The sequence below is a fragment of the Bacillus sp. A015 genome (genome assembly GCF_053851875.1).
The window spans coordinates 56,483-73,786 of the sequence record NZ_JBSPZB010000007.1 but is presented as its reverse complement, the minus strand read 5'-3'; the positions used below and the strand labels follow the sequence as shown (position 1 = coordinate 73,786).

18 protein-coding genes and 2 riboswitches are annotated in these 17,304 nt (G+C 41.1%); of the genes, 6 read left to right on the top strand and 12 right to left on the bottom strand.

The genetic code is table 11. The features are described from left to right. Positions 1–197 precede the first annotated feature (197 nt). Positions 198–2,621, top strand: a complete 2,424-nt coding sequence (locus tag ACSLGF_RS08375) for an EAL domain-containing protein (RefSeq protein WP_456004273.1) — start codon at positions 198–200, stop codon at positions 2,619–2,621. A gap of 234 nt (positions 2,622–2,855) precedes the next feature. Here ACSLGF_RS08375 and ACSLGF_RS08370 read toward each other — a convergent pair whose 3' ends face one another. The 3 genes from ACSLGF_RS08370 to ACSLGF_RS08360 form a co-directional block, all read right to left on the bottom strand. Then, positions 2,856–3,320 (bottom strand): MarR family winged helix-turn-helix transcriptional regulator, encoded by a 465-nt coding sequence (locus tag ACSLGF_RS08370; RefSeq protein ID WP_456004271.1) that lies wholly within the window; start codon positions 3,318–3,320, stop codon positions 2,856–2,858. Between the two features lie 358 nt (positions 3,321–3,678). Further along, positions 3,679–3,843: a stress protein gene (locus ACSLGF_RS08365; protein ID WP_099727461.1), complete on the bottom strand. Its 165-nt coding sequence runs from the start codon at positions 3,841–3,843 to the stop codon at positions 3,679–3,681. A 38-nt stretch (positions 3,844–3,881) separates the two neighbouring features. Next, complete coding sequence (locus tag ACSLGF_RS08360) at positions 3,882–4,037, bottom strand: hypothetical protein (protein WP_099727520.1); 156 nt, start codon at positions 4,035–4,037, stop codon at positions 3,882–3,884. Positions 4,038–4,228: 191 nt separating this feature from the next. Here ACSLGF_RS08360 and ACSLGF_RS08355 point away from each other — a divergent pair, with 191 nt between their 5' ends. After that, a complete protein-coding gene (locus ACSLGF_RS08355) occupies positions 4,229–4,558 on the top strand; it encodes a MerR family transcriptional regulator (RefSeq protein WP_456004269.1) in 330 nt (109 codons plus the stop codon). A gap of 34 nt (positions 4,559–4,592) precedes the next feature. Here ACSLGF_RS08355 and ACSLGF_RS08350 read toward each other — a convergent pair whose 3' ends face one another. The 7 genes from ACSLGF_RS08350 to ACSLGF_RS08320 all read right to left on the bottom strand — a co-directional run bounded on the left by ACSLGF_RS08350 (position 4,593) and on the right by ACSLGF_RS08320 (position 10,952). Next, a complete protein-coding gene (locus ACSLGF_RS08350) occupies positions 4,593–4,988 on the bottom strand; it encodes a hypothetical protein (protein ID WP_456004267.1) in 396 nt (131 codons plus the stop codon). 275 nt (positions 4,989–5,263) lie between these two features. Further along, complete coding sequence (mgtE, locus tag ACSLGF_RS08345) at positions 5,264–6,622, bottom strand: magnesium transporter (protein ID WP_249705228.1); 1,359 nt, start codon at positions 6,620–6,622, stop codon at positions 5,264–5,266. A 208-nt stretch (positions 6,623–6,830) separates the two neighbouring features. Beyond that, a riboswitch (M-box (ykoK) riboswitch) is annotated at positions 6,831–6,995 on the bottom strand. Between the two features lie 131 nt (positions 6,996–7,126). Then, entirely contained in the window at positions 7,127–7,267 is a 141-nt protein-coding gene (locus ACSLGF_RS08340; RefSeq protein ID WP_003212346.1) for a hypothetical protein, read from the bottom strand. A 277-nt stretch (positions 7,268–7,544) separates the two neighbouring features. Then, positions 7,545–8,063 (bottom strand): PepSY domain-containing protein, encoded by a 519-nt coding sequence (locus tag ACSLGF_RS08335; protein ID WP_456004265.1) that lies wholly within the window; start codon positions 8,061–8,063, stop codon positions 7,545–7,547. 93 nt (positions 8,064–8,156) lie between these two features. Further along, positions 8,157–8,846: a PepSY domain-containing protein gene (locus tag ACSLGF_RS08330; protein WP_456004262.1), complete on the bottom strand. Its 690-nt coding sequence runs from the start codon at positions 8,844–8,846 to the stop codon at positions 8,157–8,159. 66 nt (positions 8,847–8,912) lie between these two features. After that, entirely contained in the window at positions 8,913–10,262 is a 1,350-nt protein-coding gene (locus ACSLGF_RS08325; RefSeq protein WP_456004259.1) for a sensor histidine kinase, read from the bottom strand. Positions 10,263–10,265: 3 nt separating this feature from the next. Next, entirely contained in the window at positions 10,266–10,952 is a 687-nt protein-coding gene (locus tag ACSLGF_RS08320) for a response regulator transcription factor (protein WP_456004256.1), read from the bottom strand. A gap of 457 nt (positions 10,953–11,409) precedes the next feature. On the opposite strand from ACSLGF_RS08320, the gene ACSLGF_RS08315 reads away from it, so the two are divergent. The 3 genes from ACSLGF_RS08315 to ACSLGF_RS08305 all read left to right on the top strand — a co-directional run bounded on the left by ACSLGF_RS08315 (position 11,410) and on the right by ACSLGF_RS08305 (position 15,724). Next, on the top strand, positions 11,410–12,369 hold the full coding sequence (locus ACSLGF_RS08315; RefSeq protein ID WP_456004253.1) for a S8 family peptidase: 960 nt from the start codon (positions 11,410–11,412) through the stop codon (positions 12,367–12,369). A 112-nt stretch (positions 12,370–12,481) separates the two neighbouring features. Continuing rightward, positions 12,482–12,673, top strand: a riboswitch (cobalamin riboswitch). A gap of 152 nt (positions 12,674–12,825) precedes the next feature. Then, positions 12,826–15,114, top strand: coding sequence for a 5-methyltetrahydropteroyltriglutamate--homocysteine S-methyltransferase (gene metE / locus ACSLGF_RS08310; RefSeq protein WP_456004250.1), 2,289 nt, complete (start codon positions 12,826–12,828; stop codon positions 15,112–15,114). Between the two features lie 139 nt (positions 15,115–15,253). Then, positions 15,254–15,724, top strand: a complete 471-nt coding sequence (locus ACSLGF_RS08305) for a nucleoside deaminase (protein WP_456004247.1) — start codon at positions 15,254–15,256, stop codon at positions 15,722–15,724. Positions 15,725–15,808: 84 nt separating this feature from the next. Here ACSLGF_RS08305 and ACSLGF_RS08300 read toward each other — a convergent pair whose 3' ends face one another. Next, positions 15,809–16,225 (bottom strand): organic hydroperoxide resistance protein, encoded by a 417-nt coding sequence (locus ACSLGF_RS08300; protein WP_099727471.1) that lies wholly within the window; start codon positions 16,223–16,225, stop codon positions 15,809–15,811. A gap of 161 nt (positions 16,226–16,386) precedes the next feature. On the opposite strand from ACSLGF_RS08300, the gene ACSLGF_RS08295 reads away from it, so the two are divergent. Next, positions 16,387–16,833: a MarR family winged helix-turn-helix transcriptional regulator gene (locus tag ACSLGF_RS08295; protein WP_456004244.1), complete on the top strand. Its 447-nt coding sequence runs from the start codon at positions 16,387–16,389 to the stop codon at positions 16,831–16,833. A gap of 32 nt (positions 16,834–16,865) precedes the next feature. Here the strand turns inward: ACSLGF_RS08295 and ACSLGF_RS08290 are convergent, their stop codons facing one another. Continuing rightward, a complete protein-coding gene (locus ACSLGF_RS08290; protein WP_060596095.1) occupies positions 16,866–17,294 on the bottom strand; it encodes an organic hydroperoxide resistance protein in 429 nt (142 codons plus the stop codon). Positions 17,295–17,304: the final 10 nt, after the last annotated feature.

The following is a 17,304-nucleotide window of genomic DNA, read 5'->3' as shown; positions in this document are numbered from 1 at the left end:
CCACTTATTAAACGAATAAAACCGAAGAAACGATTCACTTTTCATCGTTTTTTTACATTAAAATTTGATTTTACTATACAAAATGAACGAAAAAAATGCTGATTGTCCTTTTTAAGTGAATGAAAAGTGAACACAGGAGCCAATCGATCCGATATATTAAATATATGTCTGTTTTTGGATACAGGAGGTTTTCTCACATGACACATTTAACAGGAAGCTACAACGGATGGCTTGTCTTTCTGTCAGTCGCTGTCGCCGCTGTCGCCTCCTACTCAGCTCTTCATTTAGCCAGCCGAGTGATACAGTCAAGCGGCGCAAAGAAAAAGGGATGGCTGATCATTGGTGCAATGATCATGGGGATGGGGATATGGTCGATGCATTTTATCGGTATGACGGCATTTCACATGCATTCTGGCATCACATACGAAACTCCTTTACTGATTTTATCGATTTTGGCATCCTTTATCGGTTCTTTGATCGCTTTTTCGATATGCATTCAGCAGCAGCTCTCCACAAGACGACTGCTGATTAGTTCAATCACTATGGGATCGGCTATTTGCAGCATGCATTATCTCGGAATGGAATCAATGGCCAATGTTTCAATTAGCTATGATCCAGTCCTCTTTTTCCTTTCGTTTTTCCTTGCTGCGCTAGCTTCTTACTTTTCGTTAAATCTCTTTTTTCGGCTCCATCGATCTGAGAAAAGACAGGAAGATCATCTGTTAAAAATAGCTGGCGCACTCGTGATGGGTGGTGCTATTGCTGGTATGCACTATACCGGAATGGCTGCTTCTACCATGTTTTTTCATTCAGAGGGACAGGTCGCTGCGGGTGGTTCTCTTGAAATGTCGCCATTCAGTCTATCCATTTTCATTGGTTTGATGACTCTTATTGTCCAAACGCTGATGATTTTCGGCGCCTTTATTGATCACCGAATTATGAAGCAGTCAGATAAGCTAAAGGAAAATGAGCAGCGATTCCAATCACTCATCAAACATAATATCGATGGCATTATCGTGTTATCTGTCGATCGAAAGGTACTTTCTGCTAATGACTCAGGTAAGCAAATTTTAAAAGTGTGCAATTCCTGGATTGGTGATGATGTCAGCCAATACGTGATGCCGACTGAGATGTGGGAAGAATTTATTTACCAATCAAAGAAGGCCATCACACGTGAAGCAGAACTGAAAGCAGCAGATCGTTTTTATTATTACCATGTCACTTACATACCTGTTCATGTCAACAATACACTTGACAGCATTTATCTTGTTTTAAAGGATTTAACGCAGCAGCGGATTGCAGAAAAAGAAATTCATGTGATGGCACATTATGATGCATTAACTGAGCTTCCTAATCGGCGTCACGGTATCAATCATTTAAATGATGTTTTATCCACTCAAGGAGAGACAAGGACATCAACGGCTGTTCTTTTTCTTGACCTGAATCGTTTTAAAATTATTAATGATGCACTTGGTCATAACATAGGGGACTTACTGCTCAAAGCCGCTGCAAACAGACTGACGCAATGTTTACCGGACAATGGCTTTATTGCTAGACTTGGCGGAGATGAATTTTTAATGATTTTCCCACACTTGGAGCATAATACATATAAAATTGAACAGCTTTCTAAAAATATCATCCGTCAATTTGAACGCCCTTTTTTCATCCAGAATCATCAGCTCATTACATCTATCAGTATTGGAATCGCCATCTCCCCGCAAAATGGCAAAGATGGGATGGAACTGATGAGAAAAGCCGATATGGCGATGTATTTATCCAAAAAACATAAGCAAAGCCGTTATGAGTTCTTCACCGAATCAATGGAAAAATCGAGTGAAGACAGGCTAAATCGAGAGCTGGAGTTAAGAGATGCCATTCAAAGAGAGCAGTTTGTGCTTCACTATCAGCCTCAAGTCAATGCCAAAACAAGAAAAATGACAGGGGTTGAAGCCCTTTTAAGAATGAAAGCACCAGACGGTTCCTTAAAGTCACCTGAGGCTTTTATTGAACTAGCCGAGGAATCAGGCCTTATCATTGATATTGGCAGATGGGTCATTGATACCGCGTGTAAGCAGGCAAAAATTTGGTATGACAATGGTTTAAAGATTCCTGTGGCCGTCAATTTATCTGCTAAACAGTTCAATGCTGAAGACTTAATTGATTTGATCAAGCTGACACTGAAAAAATACGACCTTAAGCCGTCACTGCTCGAACTTGAAGTCACAGAAAGTATGACAATGGACAACATTAAGCAATCAAAACAGGTGCTTACGTCGCTGAAGCAGCTTGGCGTTCGCATTAGTATTGATGATTTCGGTACAGGTCACAGCTCCTTAAGCTATTTAAAGGATTTGCCAATTCATAGACTGAAAATTGACAAATCCTTCATTGAGGATATTCTAAGTGATTCAAAGTCTGAACAGATCACAGGTGCCATTATAGCGATGGGTCACCAATTATCTCTCGAAGTCATTGCAGAAGGCGTTGAAACCTTCGCACAGGCGCAGCTGTTATCTGCGCAGGGCTGTGACGACTTACAAGGCTTTTATTATGCAAAACCCCTTCCAGCAAGCGATATTGAGAAATTCATCGCCTATCCTGCACATGAGCTGGACACATAAAAAAGGTGCCAACGATGGCACCTTTCAGCGTGTAGACAAACCCTCGCATTCTTTGTCAGGTCTGCGCTCCGGTGCTCACGAATGTCAAATTCGCTTCGCTCCGGTGCTCGTCCTTCCTAGACTTCAAAGGTTTTCTATCACGCTGAGCTGAAAAGAAGACAAAGAACTAAAATAAAGATCCTTTTAGTCCTTTGTCAACAATCTAAAAGGTGCCAACCATGGCACCTTTTCGTTTTATCTAAATAATAAATGCTGACTGTGAATGCCCGCTTTTTTCAGCAGACTAATCAATTGCTCTTGTTCTTCACGCGTCAGACCAGAAAACGCCCGCGCAATACGAAGAGAATGGATCGGGTAAATCTTATCAAGATAACTGCGCCCTTTATCTGTTAAATGGGCATAAACCGACCGTTTATCCTTTGAGTCCTGTTCTCTTTCAATGAAACCATTTCGTTCTAACTTGTCAATTACGTACGTGACATTCCCACTGACAAGCAGGAGTCTTGAGCCGATTTGCTGAAGCTTTTGAGCACCTCTTGTGTACAGCAATTCAAGAACGGCAAATTCAGTTGGATTAAATCCATGCTCTTTGCTGTCTCTAATACTGTGTTCTGAAACGCTTTTAAATGCTCTTGCAAAAACCTTGTAAAGCGTCATTGAACGTTCTACTTCTTCTTCATTAAACGATAGTCTCATCACATATCTACCTCTTATAATATTTTTTTAACTTCAAGGCTTTCTTGCGGTGCAGTTGGAGCCTTTCGTAAAAAATAGAAGTACGTTTTGAAAACCCTTTCAACCACATAATTGACTCCATTCGTGTTATGTATAAGATTTCGATATAAACTTTTAAAATCCTTCTTATTTTTCACAATCATCTCGAAAAAAAGCTTTTTTAGCAAACCATCAAGTTACGACAAATTTTAACATAATCTGTAAAGACTCTATGTTTTCTTGCAACTAATTCGTCAAAATTCTACAAAATTCAATATTGAAATAATATTGAACACGCAAAAAAAGAACCCTCTATGTGACGTGCGCACATTTAAAGGGATTTTCACAGATTGCGCTCTGTTTTGTTGAAAAAGAAATGATACTCTTTTTTCAAGTCACTAATTGTCATGTTTTTGGCCGTGTCAGGGCTGTAAACCCCTAACGAACACAGCTGCTTCGTATAATAACGTCTTTCTTTCGCTAAAGCTTCTTTTAATATACGCCGCACCGAATATCCCCTCCTATCAATTGATATGGATCGGGTGCTTATGAAGACCTTTTATACAAATCATTTTGTACGGCTCTTAGAAGAGCATGTGCATTCTGACCCGCAGCCTGCATGAATTGCTCAAGCAATTCGTCCCTCTTCACATCTAAAGCGATGATTTCTTTTGCCATACGGATGATCTGTGTTTGCTCCATCATATGCTCCTCCTCCTATTTCAATTCACCATTATGATATGTGCTCGTGAGATGGTTTGCACGGTTAGTGTTAAGTTTCCTCCCATGAATTTTTCATTTTTTCGTTTTTATGTTATATTTTCTAACAAACGTTAGGTTTTTTTACTTGTCGTTCTATATAATATAAAGAAAAGACTTGCAGGGGTGAGTATATGACGCAGGAAGATGTATTTTATAAAGATAAAAAAGTCATTTCAATCGGAATTGTCAGTGAATTAACAGGGCTTTCTGTCAGGCAAATCCGATATTATGAGGAACGTAAACTCATCTACCCCCAGCGCTCAACAAGAGGCACGCGGAAATATTCTTTTTCTGATGTAGAACGTTTAATGGACATCGCCAATAAACGGGAAGATGGTGTGCAGACAGCCGAAATTTTAAAAGATATGAAGAAAAAAGAACAGGCGTTAAAAAGCGGGCAATTTAAGAAAAAAATGCTGGAAGGCCAGATCAACGCACACTTCCGGTACAAAAATCGATAAACAAAAAAAGAATCGCTCTTTTGAACGATTCTTTTTATTTAGGCGAAGCTTCATCTCCTTCGACAACCCCTACAAAGTCAATGAGGACGCCTCTTTCAGGATCTTCTTTTACCCGAAGGGCAAGTGCCTTTTTCTCTCCAGTTTGAGCATCTTTATAATTCGCATGAAAGACATGAATGCTTGCTTCTTCCAGCTGAAAGTCTTGATAGGAAAGCTTCTCAATGCCCCATTCTTTTTTTAATGTCAGAATATCATTCGGGCTTGGAACCGCACCTTCGACATAGATGTTCTCCATTTTTCTTTTATTCCCTTCAGCGACCGCTTCAAGCATGTGCTCTGCAGCAACAAGCCGCCTGTCTTTCCCTTCGTCTTCCCTTTGACATGCACTAAGCAAAAGAATACACATCAAAATGAATAAGAACTTCTTCATGCTTCTCTCCCACCTTCTCCTTAAAATGTAAAGGATGAAAGCGCTATATGCAATCTTTATTCAAAAAAGACTGTTGACAAAGGGCTAAAATGATCTTCATTTTAGCCCTCTGTCTTCTTTTCAGCGTGATAGAAAACCTTTGAAGTCTAGGAAGGACGAGTACCGGAGCGGAGCGAATTTGACATTCGTGAGCACCGGCACGCAGGGCTGACACCGAATGCGAGGGTTTGTCTACACGCTGTGACTGTAAAACGACACGTTTTACAGTCTTTTTGCTACATCAGTGTATGAAGGAACGCTGTGGCAATGCCAAAATAGATAAGCAGTGATAAAATATCATTCAATGTTGTAATCAGCGGTCCAGATGCAATAGCAGGGTCCACGTTTAATCTGTGTAAAATAATGGGCACGACAGTACCTGCCATTGTTCCAATAATGAGTGTCGCAAGGAGTGAGGAACCAACGACAAATCCTAAAATCATATTGCCCTGCCAAACCATCGCGACAACTGTAATAATGATTGAACAGACAATCCCAATGTAAATACTTGTTCTCAGCTCTCTAAAAATAAGGCGCATAATGGTTTTTTTCGTTAATTCTTCTTTTGAAAGCCCTCTAATGACGACTGCAAGAGACTGTGTACCAGTATTCCCTGTCATACCTGCAATCATCGGCATGAAGAAAGCAAGAGCAACAACTTGCTGAAGGGTATCTTCAAAATAATTTAATATACTGCCTGAAATCAGTCCAATAAATAATAGTAAAATCAGCCAAGGAAGACGGCGGTATGCCGCAACAAATGACGGCGTGTCAAACGTAATATCTTTACCAGAGGCAGCAAACTTCTCATAGTCTTCGCCTGCCTCTTGAATGACGACATCAATGATATCATCGACTGTGACAATTCCGACAAGGACATTGTTCTCTTCCACAACAGGAATGGCGAGGAAATCATACCGTTCAATCAGCTTTGCGATTTCTTCCTGGTCTTGAAATGCTCCGACGGCAATGACTCTTGTAAACATGAGATCCTGCACTTTTTCATCCGGTTCACCTAAAATAAGATCACGGTATGAGAGGACACCTACAAGCTGTTTTTGATCATTGATCACATATAAGTAGTTGATCGATTCTGCAATTTCAGCAAAGCTTTTCAGCTTCACAACCGCATCCTGAACCGTATAATGCTGAGGTATCCATACGTAACGGTTGGTCATGATCCGGCCTGCTGTCTCAGCAGGGTAATTCATGAGAAGCTGGACGGCCTTTGATTCCTCTGCTTCCATGTTTGATAAAAGCTGATCTTTTAGATCATCATCCATTTCATCGAACAAGTTGGCTAAGTCATCGTTATCCATTTTGTTTGTAACGAAGGTAGCTTTGTCTTTCCCTACTTTTTCAAGAACGATCTCTTGATATTCCCGCTCAAGCTCACCCATCATTTCCGTTACATCATCGACTGTTAAAAAACTGAGAAAGCGGCCGCGGTGTTTTTCTGGAAGCTCTTTAAATAAATAGGCCATATCATACGGCTGAAGCTCTTCCATAATGTTTTTAAATTCTTTACGTTTGCCATCTCTTAATAGAATAATGATTCTTAAAATGAGTTCATCGTACGTAATGTTCTGTATCATTGCTGTTACCTCCCCAAAGTCAGGAGATACCCGAATCCCTTAGAATGTGCGGGGGTCAGGATCTCCTCTATCTGATGTCTCAATTTGATCTTTTGACATACTCTCTATGTGTCTCGAATCGGGATGATCCATCCCCACACCTCCTTTTCTTATAAAAAAGCACCTTCAACCGAATGAAGGCGCTTTGTAAGCATGGCAAAATAAACACTTGCTCCTTCAATCGTAGAGCTTTAGCACTGTATGGCATAGGATAAAATCCAGCTGCATTAAAAATCACCTTATGTCGATGATTTCTGTTGACCCATTGGCGTCTTTGGACATTTTTGGGCAGCAGCGTATCTCCATACAGGAGCCTCACCTAACGAAGTCTCATATTGTTAACACAATGAGATTACAGAAAAAGTGGAATGATGTCAATAAGCAAGATGCCAAGTCTACTCATGTATTCGCTTACTTTTCAAAAAAAGAGCGATAGACAAGTTGACCATCGCCCTTTCATGTCTTTTATTCCTCTTCCGGCTGATTCATATCCTCTTGGGAGAGGAGATGAAAGGAATCATGCAAAAACAAAGCATATCCTTCTCCATCAGGGTGCGGAACATATTCCGCATGATCCATTGTCTGCTCTTCTTCTTTTTTCTTCATATTCTCTCGCCTCCTTTCCCGTAGTTTGTCCTAATGAAAAAACCTTACACATGAAAGTGTAAGGTTTAGATTGTTGACAAAGGGCTAAAATGACCTTAATTTTAGCTCTTTGTCTTCTTTTCAGCGTGATAGAAAACCTTTGCAGTCTAGGAAGGACGAGTACCGGAGCGGAGCGAATTTGAGATTCGTGAGCACCGGAACGCAGGACTGACAAAGAATGCGAGGGTTTGTCTACACGCTGAACCTTACACATGAAAGTGTAAGGTTCGATCATTGCTTAATCATCCCATTCTTGCTTCAGGATTTTGCCTGTTTTTGCGGAAATCTCAAAATCAACTTCCTCGCCGCCTGGTGTAGTGATTTCAACTTCATAAATGTACACACCATTTTCTTTATCTAAATCTGAATCTGTGACTGTGCCTTTTACTTTTGCAAGGGCAATTTTTTCAGCCTGCTTTTTAGTGATTTTCACATTTTGTTTCTTTTCTTTCACTGGATCATTAAGCGCTTTTCCTGTTTTTGCATCAACATATACTTTATATTCAAAGCCGCCTTTTTTAATCTCGACCTCATACACCCATTTTCCTTTTTTACGCTCAAGGTCCACATCATCCACATAGCCTTTCACCACTTTTAGTGCTGCCTTTTCAGCTTGTTTCTTTGAGACAAACGATGGTTTCTTTTGCACCACTTGCTCGGCGTTTGCTGTTTGATTTGTATTTTGCGCTTGAAGTGTGAAACCACCTGCGACAAGAGTTCCTGTGAATACTGTAGCTACTAGTACTTTTTTCATCATGTTCATTTCCTCCTCTGTTTGATTTCTCCTTTATCTTAATAAAACAAGATGATAAAGGAAGGAAAGAAACATGAGAAAATTATGAGAAAAGGATTAGTTTTCGTACGTAATGCCTTCAATGTCTCCTGTATATGCGTTCACAAGCACCTCTGCCTCTCTTCCGTCCGGCAAATCTAGCTCCACCTCAAACACGAGCATGCCGCTAAACGTCTCAAGGTCTGCATCATCCACTGCCCCTCCGACTTCTTTTACGGCGATTTGAATGGCTTCTTCCACCGTGATTTTCGTCAGCTTCTTTTCTTTAGAGGTTGTTTTTTTCTTTTCTGCTTCTATCACCTTAAAGGTTTGTTTATCGACATCCACTTGATATAATTCTTTTTTTGATTGGATCGTAAAGATAAAACGATCTGACTTCTCTTTCTTTTGGATCACGGTTCCGTTCACTTTTTTAACGGCCGCTTCTTCTGCTTGCAGTGCAGCATTTTTTTCATTTGGCTTTTGATAGCTTTTTAGCTGTTTGATTTCTTTCATTTGACCGTTTGCGGAAGATGCAATGATTTGATAAATGCCATTTGAATTTTCCAGCGTCAATGTATAGTCCTGTTTATGATTGATTAAAGCAATATTTGTAATGTTTCCATTGTAGTCTTTTGCGATGATTTTTTTGATTTCGGCTTCACTTAATAATTTTTGATCAATGGTTTGAATCATAAGCATTGCAAAGGCCGCAAGAATGACGAGACATCCTGCGAGCGCAAGCACCATTTTCGTTTTTCTAGACATGCAGCGCCTCCTTCCTATTTCCTATTTTATAAGGAGGAAATGAGAAATTGATGAGAAAAGACCCATTTATTTCTGAAAAAGAATGGTCATGGTTGTCCCTTCGCCTATACGGCTGTCTACCTTCAGTTCGGCCCCGTGCTCTTCAGCAATTTGCTTCGCAATTGAAAGGCCAAGTCCGGTTCCGCCCGTCTCACTGTTTCTCGCTTCATCCACACGGAAAAAGCGGTCAAAGATTTTTGGCAGATCCTCTTCTTTTATGCCAATTCCTTTATCAATGACTGAAATAAACGGCTTGTCTCCTGCTTTCCCGCAGGTCACACCAACTGGCGCTGCACTATATTTAACCGCATTATCAATCAAGATGGTCAAAAGCTGTTTGATTTTCTCTTCATCCCCCTCAGCGACGAGCGGCTGATCTGTTTGCACATCAGGATGATTGGTTCGATTGGTTGCGACTTCAAGTGTATGACATACCTGCTTGCATAAATGACCAAGATCAACTGGCTTCATGTCCAAGTAAAGCGGCTGGCCATTTTTCGCAAGTGTTAATAATTGATCTGTCAGCCTTTTCATTTTTTTCGCTTCATCATGAATCGCTTGAGAGGATTCTTCTACAACCTCTGGACGTGTCTGTCCCCAGCGCTTTAGTAAATGACTGTAGCTCATAATGACGGTAATCGGTGTCTTCAATTCATGAGAGGCATCATGCAAGAATTGCTGCTCTTTCTCATAATGTTTCTCGAGTATTTCTGACATTTCATTAAAGGTTTGTCCCATTTGATACAATTCATCCTTTGAATCGCCTGCTAGTTTGATTCGCTTAAACGCCTTCTCTTTCATACTTGCCTTCATTGTATTGGTCATTCTACTAATAGGGCGGACGATTTGTTTTGTTAAAATGCGGCCAGCAAAATAGGAAAGCACAATAATTAAAACGCCAGCAGCGATTAAAATCATTCTTAATAACGCCAAATTCTCTTCCGTATTTTCAATTTCTTCATATACTTGAAGCGACACAATCTCACCATTTGTCCAAATGACTGGAATAGCAGCGAACACAATCATCTGTTTGTTGTATTCTTTTATTTCTGCTGTCTGACCAGATTCATATGTAAAAGGCAGTGAGCTAAACGTTGATTCCTTTGTGACAGTTAGCTTCGATTGGTCCTTTTCTGTCACGACACGGATCATGCCATTTTGAGGCAGGTACGCCTTCAGCAGCTCCGAGGATGGAAGGCCCTCTTCTTCTGATTTTTTTAAAGCAATAGCAATATTTTCGGCCACCTCAGACAGCCGGGACATATCTTTTTGCGTCAAGGTCATCGAAAAAATAAAATAAATGGCTGTATGAAACAGCAGCACCATTAAAAACAAAGACAACGACGTATAAAGCTGGATTTTATTTTTTAATCTCATTCTTTATCCTTTCATCACATAACCCACACCTCTCACTGTGTGAATCAGCTGTTTTTCGAATGGGTAGTCGACTTTTTTCCTTAAATAGCGAATATAGACATCCACCACGTTTGTGTCACCGAAGTAATCAAAGCCCCAAACGGCTGTTAAAAGCTGATCCCTTGTGAGCACTTGCTGCTGATGTTTCAGCAAGTGGACAAGCAGGTCATATTCTCTCGGTGTGAGCTCAAGCATTTGACCGCCCCTTTGTATGTCTCTTGTTTTCTCATTGACGGTCAGATCTGCTATGCTCAGCTCTGTCTCCTTTTCTTCTTGCGCATTTATATTGAATCTCAGCTGCGCACGAATTCGCGCTAATAATTCCTCTATGTCAAAAGGCTTTGTAATATAATCATTTGCCCCAAGATCAAGGCCGCTTACCTTATCAGGAACACTTCCTCTTGCTGTAATCAAAATAATGGGCGTGGCTGCATTTGTCTTCCGGACCCTTCTAAGCACCTCAAGGCCGCTTAATTCTGGCAGCATGACGTCAAGCAGCACTAAATCGAAGCTATCTTCTTCAAGAGCCTGGAGTCCGTTCATGCCTGTATCTTTGACTGTAACCTCATATCCTTCATATTCAAGTTCAAGCGACAGCACCCTTGCAATTTTCTTTTCATCTTCGATCACGAGTATCTTCCCTTTGTTCATCTCTATCTCTCCTATCTAAAAGGCAGGCTTGTCTTTCCATTATTATATGTTGCCTTTCACATTAGGAACAGTCACAATCTTCATATCTTATTTTTCATGAAAGAGGAATTTATTTTCGAACAAAAACATTTCATATATGCCTTCTTCTCTTTTCGTCTCATCTATCTCTTTATTTGATTGTTTTTTTCAGTCTGCCCTTTTTAGTTCTTTCCACCCATTTTGCTCTATACAGGTGCAAGCTCACTATGCAGCATTTCCTTCTTTTTCATATGATATCAAGAGTTTTCCTCAAAAGATGACCTCTTTCGGCAAGAAGCGAGGAGAACTGCACACTTGATAATAGATTGATTATTTTAAAAATTATTACAATTGACCCTTTTCGAACAAAAGTTTCTTTTATACAATAACATTACGCAGCCTGAATCTACTTTGAAAACAAAATAAGGAGGGCTTTCTTATGAAAGGTGACATTCGCTTAATTCCGTATGAAGTAAAAGCCAATGTGATGGAAGCGAAAGAGACGCCGGAAAGTATTCAGGAGATTAAAGCACCCGAACTTTGGTCAAGTGGCTTCAAAGGAAAAGGCATAACCATTGCTGTCCTTGATACAGGTTGCGACACGGAGCATCCCGACTTAAAAGATCAAATTATCGGAGGGAAGAACTTTACCGATGATGACAATGGAGATGCGGATAATGTGAAAGACTACAATGGGCACGGTACCCATGTAGCAGGAACAATTGCAGCAACGGATCAAAATGGCGGCATTTTAGGGGTTGCCCCTGAAGCCAAGCTGCTAATCGTGAAAGTCCTCGGCGGAGAAAATGGCAGCGGGAAATACGAATGGATCATTAATGGCATCAACTATGCCGCAGAGCAGAAGGCTGATATTATCTCCATGTCTCTCGGTGGTCCAAGCAATGAGCCAGCTCTGCAGGAAGCCATTCAAAATGCGGTGAAAAGCGGTGTGCTTGTTGTCTGCGCAGCAGGAAATGAAGGGGACGGGGACGAGCGTACTGAAGAGTTCTCCTATCCAGCTGCATACAATGAGGTCATTGCCGTCGGCTCTGTCTCCCTTGCAAGAGAATCCTCTGAATTTTCCAATGCCAATAAAGAAATCGACCTCGTCGCTCCAGGAGAAGACATTTTATCCACTCTCCCTAACCATAAATACGGCAGACTCACAGGTACTTCAATGGCTGCCCCTCACGTGAGCGGTGCACTGGCCATTATTAAAAATGCTGAGGAAGAAGCGTTCCAGCGCAAGTTGACAGAACCTGAGGTCTATGCTCAGCTTGTGAGAAGAACCCTTCCGCTGAAACAATCGAAAACCCTTGTAGGGAACGGATTTTTATATTTAACTGCGCCTGATGTCCTTTTAGAAAAAACATTGGAAGCAGATCTTTTATCTCTATAGCTTAAATATAGGTCCTGAGAAAAGATCGAATTTTCTCAGGATTTTTTTAATTAAAATTATTCAAAATTTACTTTGACGAAATGAAGTGAACGTTATATAATCGAACACAATAAATTCATAGTTTGAGAGTCGGTAATTCGATGCCACGTCGAATTTTAATTGGGAAGACCGGTGAAAATCCGGCGCGGTCCCGCCACTGTAAGTGAGGAGAGCTTTTCTTTTTGATCCACTGTCATGAGGATGGGAAGGATGAAAAGCTTGAAGATTCACCAGCCAGGATACCAGCCGCTCTATCACATCAAACCCCCTACGGTTGATAGGAGATGTCGGAAAAGCGTCAGTTATACTCACGCTTGATTTCGCACACACATTTTGTCTTTTTAAACCAGACATTTGTCCTCATCAATCTTGATCATGAGTGTAGATGTCTTTTTATATTTAGAGGAGGAATTCGAATTGACTATTGTTAAAACAAGTAATCTAGGTTTTCCGCGAATTGGTTTAAACAGAGAATGGAAAAAAGCACTTGAGTCTTATTGGAAGGGTCAAACGGACCGTGAAACCCTCTTAAGCACACTGGATGAACAATTTTTAACCGCCATTAAAACACAAATTGACCAACAAATTGATGTTGTTCCTTCTGGAGACTTCACCTTCTATGATCACGTGCTGGATACTGCTGTTATGTTCAATTGGATTCCAGAGCGCTTCCGCAGCTTGAAAGACCCGCTAGATACATACTTTGCGATGGCAAGAGGAACAAAAGATGCTGTCTCAAGTGAAATGACAAAATGGTTTAATACAAACTATCACTACATCGTTCCAGAATACGAAAAAAGCACCGAATTCAAACTCACACACAACAAACCGCTTGAAGCTTACGAAAAGGTGAAAAAGGCGCTTGGCGTTGAAACAAAACCTGTTGTACTTGGACTTTATACATTTGTCTCTCTCTCTAAAGGCTATGAAGCAAATGAAGTGAAAGAGATCGAGCAGCGTCTAGTGCCGCTTTATACTCAGTTGTTAAAAGAACTTGAAGAAGCCGGCGTCAAATGGGTTCAAATTGATGAACCTGCACTTGTCACAGCTTCAAGTGAAGACGTGACAGCAGTAAAAGAAATCTATCAAACAATCAAAGAAGCCGTACCTGCCTTAAACATTCTTCTTCAAACATACTTTGATTCAGTTGATGCCTATGAAGAGCTTGTCTCTTATCCTGTTGAAGCCATCGGTCTTGATTTTGTCCATGATCAAGGGCGCAACCTTGATCAAGTGAAAAAGCATGGCTTCCCGAAAGATAAAATTTTAGCAGCAGGCATCATTGATGGAAGAAATATATGGAGGTCAGATCTTGGCGAAAGATTATCATTTCTTTCTGAAGTGATTGCTAACGTTCAGCCGAAAGAAGTGTGGCTACAGCCATCAAGCAGCTTGCTTCATGTGCCAGTTGCGAAACACCCAAGCGAACAGCTTGAAGAAAAACTATTAAACGGACTTTCTTATGCCACTGAAAAGCTGGCTGAATTAACACGATTAAAAGAAGGCTTAACAAAAGGAGCGGCTGCCATTGATGCAGACATCACTGAAGCAGCACAAGCGCTTCTTACCTTAAAAGAATTTGCGAAAGGAACAAATGCGGAGCTGACAGCCGAACGCAACAATCTTTCATCTAAAGATTTTAAACGTCCAGTTGCCTTTGAAGAGCGCCTTCGTATCCAAAACGAATCTCTTGAACTGCCGCTCCTGCCAACGACAACAATTGGCAGCTTCCCGCAGTCAGCTGAAGTGCGCAGTGCTCGTCAAAAATGGCGTAAAAACGAGTGGACAGATGCAGAATATGATGAATTTATTAAGCAAGAAACAAAAAGATGGATTGATATTCAAGAAGAGATTGGTCTGGATGTTCTCGTTCATGGAGAATTTGAACGTACAGACATGGTTGAATACTTCGGTGAAAAGCTCGCCGGATTTGCCTTTACGAAATTTGCTTGGGTGCAATCCTATGGATCACGCTGCGTGAAGCCGCCAATCATTTATGGAGATGTAGAATTTACAGAGCCAATGACAGTGAAAGAGACGGTTTACGCACAAAGCTTAACTGAGAAAAAGGTCAAAGGAATGCTGACAGGACCTGTCACCATCTTAAACTGGTCCTTCCCAAGAACAGATATCTCCCGGAAAGACATTGCCTTCCAGATCGCATTCGCTTTGCGTAAAGAGGTAGAAGCGTTAGAAAAAGCAGGTATTCAAGTCATTCAAGTGGATGAGCCTGCGCTTAGAGAAGGTCTTCCGCTCAAAGAAAGTGATTGGGCAGAATATTTAAACTGGGCAGCCGAGTCCTTCCGTTTATCAACATCTTCTGTTCAAAATGAAACGCAAATTCATACACATATGTGCTACAGTAACTTCGAGGATATTGTCGATACCATCGAAGACCTTGATGCCGACGTGATCACGATTGAGCACTCACGCAGTCATGGCGGATTCCTTGATTATTTAGAAAAACATCCGTATCTGAAAGGACTTGGACTTGGGGTATATGACATCCATAGCCCGCGCGTTCCATCTGTTGAAGAAATGAGTAAAATCATTGATGATGCACTGAACGTTTGTCCGACAGATCGCTTCTGGGTCAACCCTGACTGTGGTCTAAAAACAAGACAAGAGCCTGAAACCATTGCTGCTTTGAAAAATATGGTCACAGCCGCTGAAGTGGCTCGTAAAAAACTGGCGCAGCATGCATAATTGATTTCTCTCCCCTGCTGAACATGGCAGGGGTTTTTTTATCCGCGTATTGTCCTGTTCGATCATCTACTAGGATGATTCCTTTTCTAGCATGACTCGTTTATACTAGAGAAGTCAGTCGAACAAAGGGAGGAAGACAATGAATCACGAAGCTTTTTTACAACGCGCAATTGATCTTGCAGTAGAAGGAGTCAATAGTGGTACTGGCGGCCCGTTTGGAGCAGTCATTGTCAAGGATGGTCAGATTATTGCAGAGGGAAGCAACAATGTCACAACGAATAATGATCCAACTGCACATGCAGAAGTCACAGCCATTCGAAAGGCGTGCCAGGCTCTACATACATACCAATTAGAAGATTGTATTTTATATACAAGCTGTGAGCCTTGCCCGATGTGCCTCGGCGCTATTTACTGGGCTAGACCAAAAGCCGTGTATTTTGCAGCTGGACATCAGGATGCCGCGACTTCTGGTTTTGATGACTCGTTTATTTATGAAGAAATCAACAAAGAATACGAATCAAGAAACATTCCATTTTACCAGCTGACTCTTCAAAAAACCCTTGCACCGTTTGAAGCTTGGGAAACATACGACAAAAAGAAAGAATATTAAAAAAAGACACCTGCTGAGAGCAGGTGTCAGATCGTTGACAAAGGGCTAAAATGACCTTTATTTTAGCCCTTTGTCTTCTTTTCATTATTCAGCCACTTCAAGCTCCACTTCAATGTTCCCTCTTGTTGCTTTTGAATATGGACAGAATTGATGCGCAGCCTCGACAAGCTCTTTTGCTTTGTCATGGTCAAGGCCTTTAGCGGACACAATCAGCTTCACGCCAAGTTTAAAGCCGCCATCGCTTTCATCTTTTAATAGACTAACATGTCCCTCTACTTCTGATTCAATTTCTACCCCTTGCTTCTTAGCTACTTGTTCAAGCGCTCCTCCGAAACAGGCCGCATAGCCTGCTGCAAATAATTGCTCTGGATTCGTGCCAGTCTCTCCATCTTTCTTTGCGTTTGGCATGACAATGTTATGATCAAGCACACCATCGTCTGAACGAACATGCCCAGCTCTTCCATGCTGCGCCTTTACTTTTGCTGTGAATAATGGTTTCATCTTCATCTCCTCCTTCTTCTATTTATACCTTTCACGTTCTATTCATTTCTCAAACATTTATCGCACATTGAAGAATTTTTCATTTTTAGTCTGTATTTATTTTAAAAAGGAAGAAAATCTTATACAATGATAAGTATGACAAAAAATAGTTGGTGACTGACATGACAAATGAATTCGAACATATGAAGCTGGATAATCAGCTCTGTTTCTTGTTATATGCAAGTTCAAGAGAGATGACGAAGCAGTATAAACCGTTATTAGAAGAGTTAAACATCACCTACCCGCAATATTTGGCACTGCTTTTATTGTGGGAGCATGGGACGTTAAATGTGAAGACAATGGGCGAGCTTCTGTATTTAGACTCCGGTACACTCACCCCCATGCTCAAACGGATGGAGCAAAACGGACTCATCATCCGCGAGCGTTCAAAAGAGGATGAGCGATCTGTGCAAATTCGTTTAACTGAATATGGAGTACAGCTAAAAGAGAAGGCCACTGCGATTCCATTTCGCATGCTGTCTGGAACTGGCAGATCAGAAGAAGAGCTTAAAACATTGCGCGCCTCTTTACATGAGCTTTTGCAAAAATTAACACAACCAAAAGGCTGAGGGAACATTCCCTCAGCCTTTTATGATGTCAATTATTGTGCGACAGCCACTAGTTCTACTTCAATGTTTCCTTGAGTTGCTTTTGAATATGGACATACGCCGTGTGCTTTATGAACCAGTTCGTCTAATGCTGATTGCTCGATTCCAGTTCCTTTTACTTCTAATTTAACGCCTAGTTTAAAACCGCCATCTGAACTGTCTTTGACTAAGCTCACATGTGCCGTTACTTCACTTTCAAAACGGATGCGCTCTTGTCTCGCTACCATTTGAAGGGCTGAATCAAAACATGCAGAGTAGCCTGCTGCGAATAATTGCTCTGGATTTGTTGCTTTTTCAAGCTTTTTCGCTCTTGGTGTTCCAGGCATTGCCACATCATGCTCTAGTACTCCATCTGTTGAAACAACCTTTCCTTCTCTTCCTCCTACAGCTGATACCGTTGCAGTAAATAAAACGTCTGACATGAATATAACC

Bases quoted from the DNA above. Each gene is read 5' to 3' on its own strand.
- ACSLGF_RS08325 (WP_456004259.1), bottom strand. From the start codon at position 10,262: ATGAGATTAAAAAATAAAATCCAGCTTTATACGTCGTTGTCTTTGTTT.
- ACSLGF_RS08340 (WP_003212346.1), bottom strand. From the start codon at position 7,267: ATGAAGAAAAAAGAAGAAGAGCAGACAATGGATCATGCGGAATATGTT.
- ACSLGF_RS08360 (WP_099727520.1), bottom strand. From the start codon at position 4,037: ATGGAGCAAACACAGATCATCCGTATGGCAAAAGAAATCATCGCTTTA.
- ACSLGF_RS08375 (WP_456004273.1), top strand. From the start codon at position 198: ATGACACATTTAACAGGAAGCTACAACGGATGGCTTGTCTTTCTGTCA.
- ACSLGF_RS08300 (WP_099727471.1), bottom strand. From the start codon at position 16,225: ATGAAACCATTATTCACAGCAAAAGTAAAGGCGCAGCATGGAAGAGCT.
- ACSLGF_RS08350 (WP_456004267.1), bottom strand. From the start codon at position 4,988: ATGAAGAAGTTCTTATTCATTTTGATGTGTATTCTTTTGCTTAGTGCA.
- ACSLGF_RS08305 (WP_456004247.1), top strand. From the start codon at position 15,254: ATGAATCACGAAGCTTTTTTACAACGCGCAATTGATCTTGCAGTAGAA.
- ACSLGF_RS08335 (WP_456004265.1), bottom strand. From the start codon at position 8,063: ATGATGAAAAAAGTACTAGTAGCTACAGTATTCACAGGAACTCTTGTC.
- ACSLGF_RS08320 (WP_456004256.1), bottom strand. From the start codon at position 10,952: ATGAACAAAGGGAAGATACTCGTGATCGAAGATGAAAAGAAAATTGCA.
- ACSLGF_RS08315 (WP_456004253.1), top strand. From the start codon at position 11,410: ATGAAAGGTGACATTCGCTTAATTCCGTATGAAGTAAAAGCCAATGTG.
- ACSLGF_RS08330 (WP_456004262.1), bottom strand. From the start codon at position 8,846: ATGTCTAGAAAAACGAAAATGGTGCTTGCGCTCGCAGGATGTCTCGTC.
- mgtE (WP_249705228.1), bottom strand. From the start codon at position 6,622: ATGATACAGAACATTACGTACGATGAACTCATTTTAAGAATCATTATT.
- ACSLGF_RS08295 (WP_456004244.1), top strand. From the start codon at position 16,387: ATGACAAATGAATTCGAACATATGAAGCTGGATAATCAGCTCTGTTTC.
- ACSLGF_RS08355 (WP_456004269.1), top strand. From the start codon at position 4,229: ATGACGCAGGAAGATGTATTTTATAAAGATAAAAAAGTCATTTCAATC.
- ACSLGF_RS08290 (WP_060596095.1), bottom strand. From the start codon at position 17,294: ATGTCAGACGTTTTATTTACTGCAACGGTATCAGCTGTAGGAGGAAGA.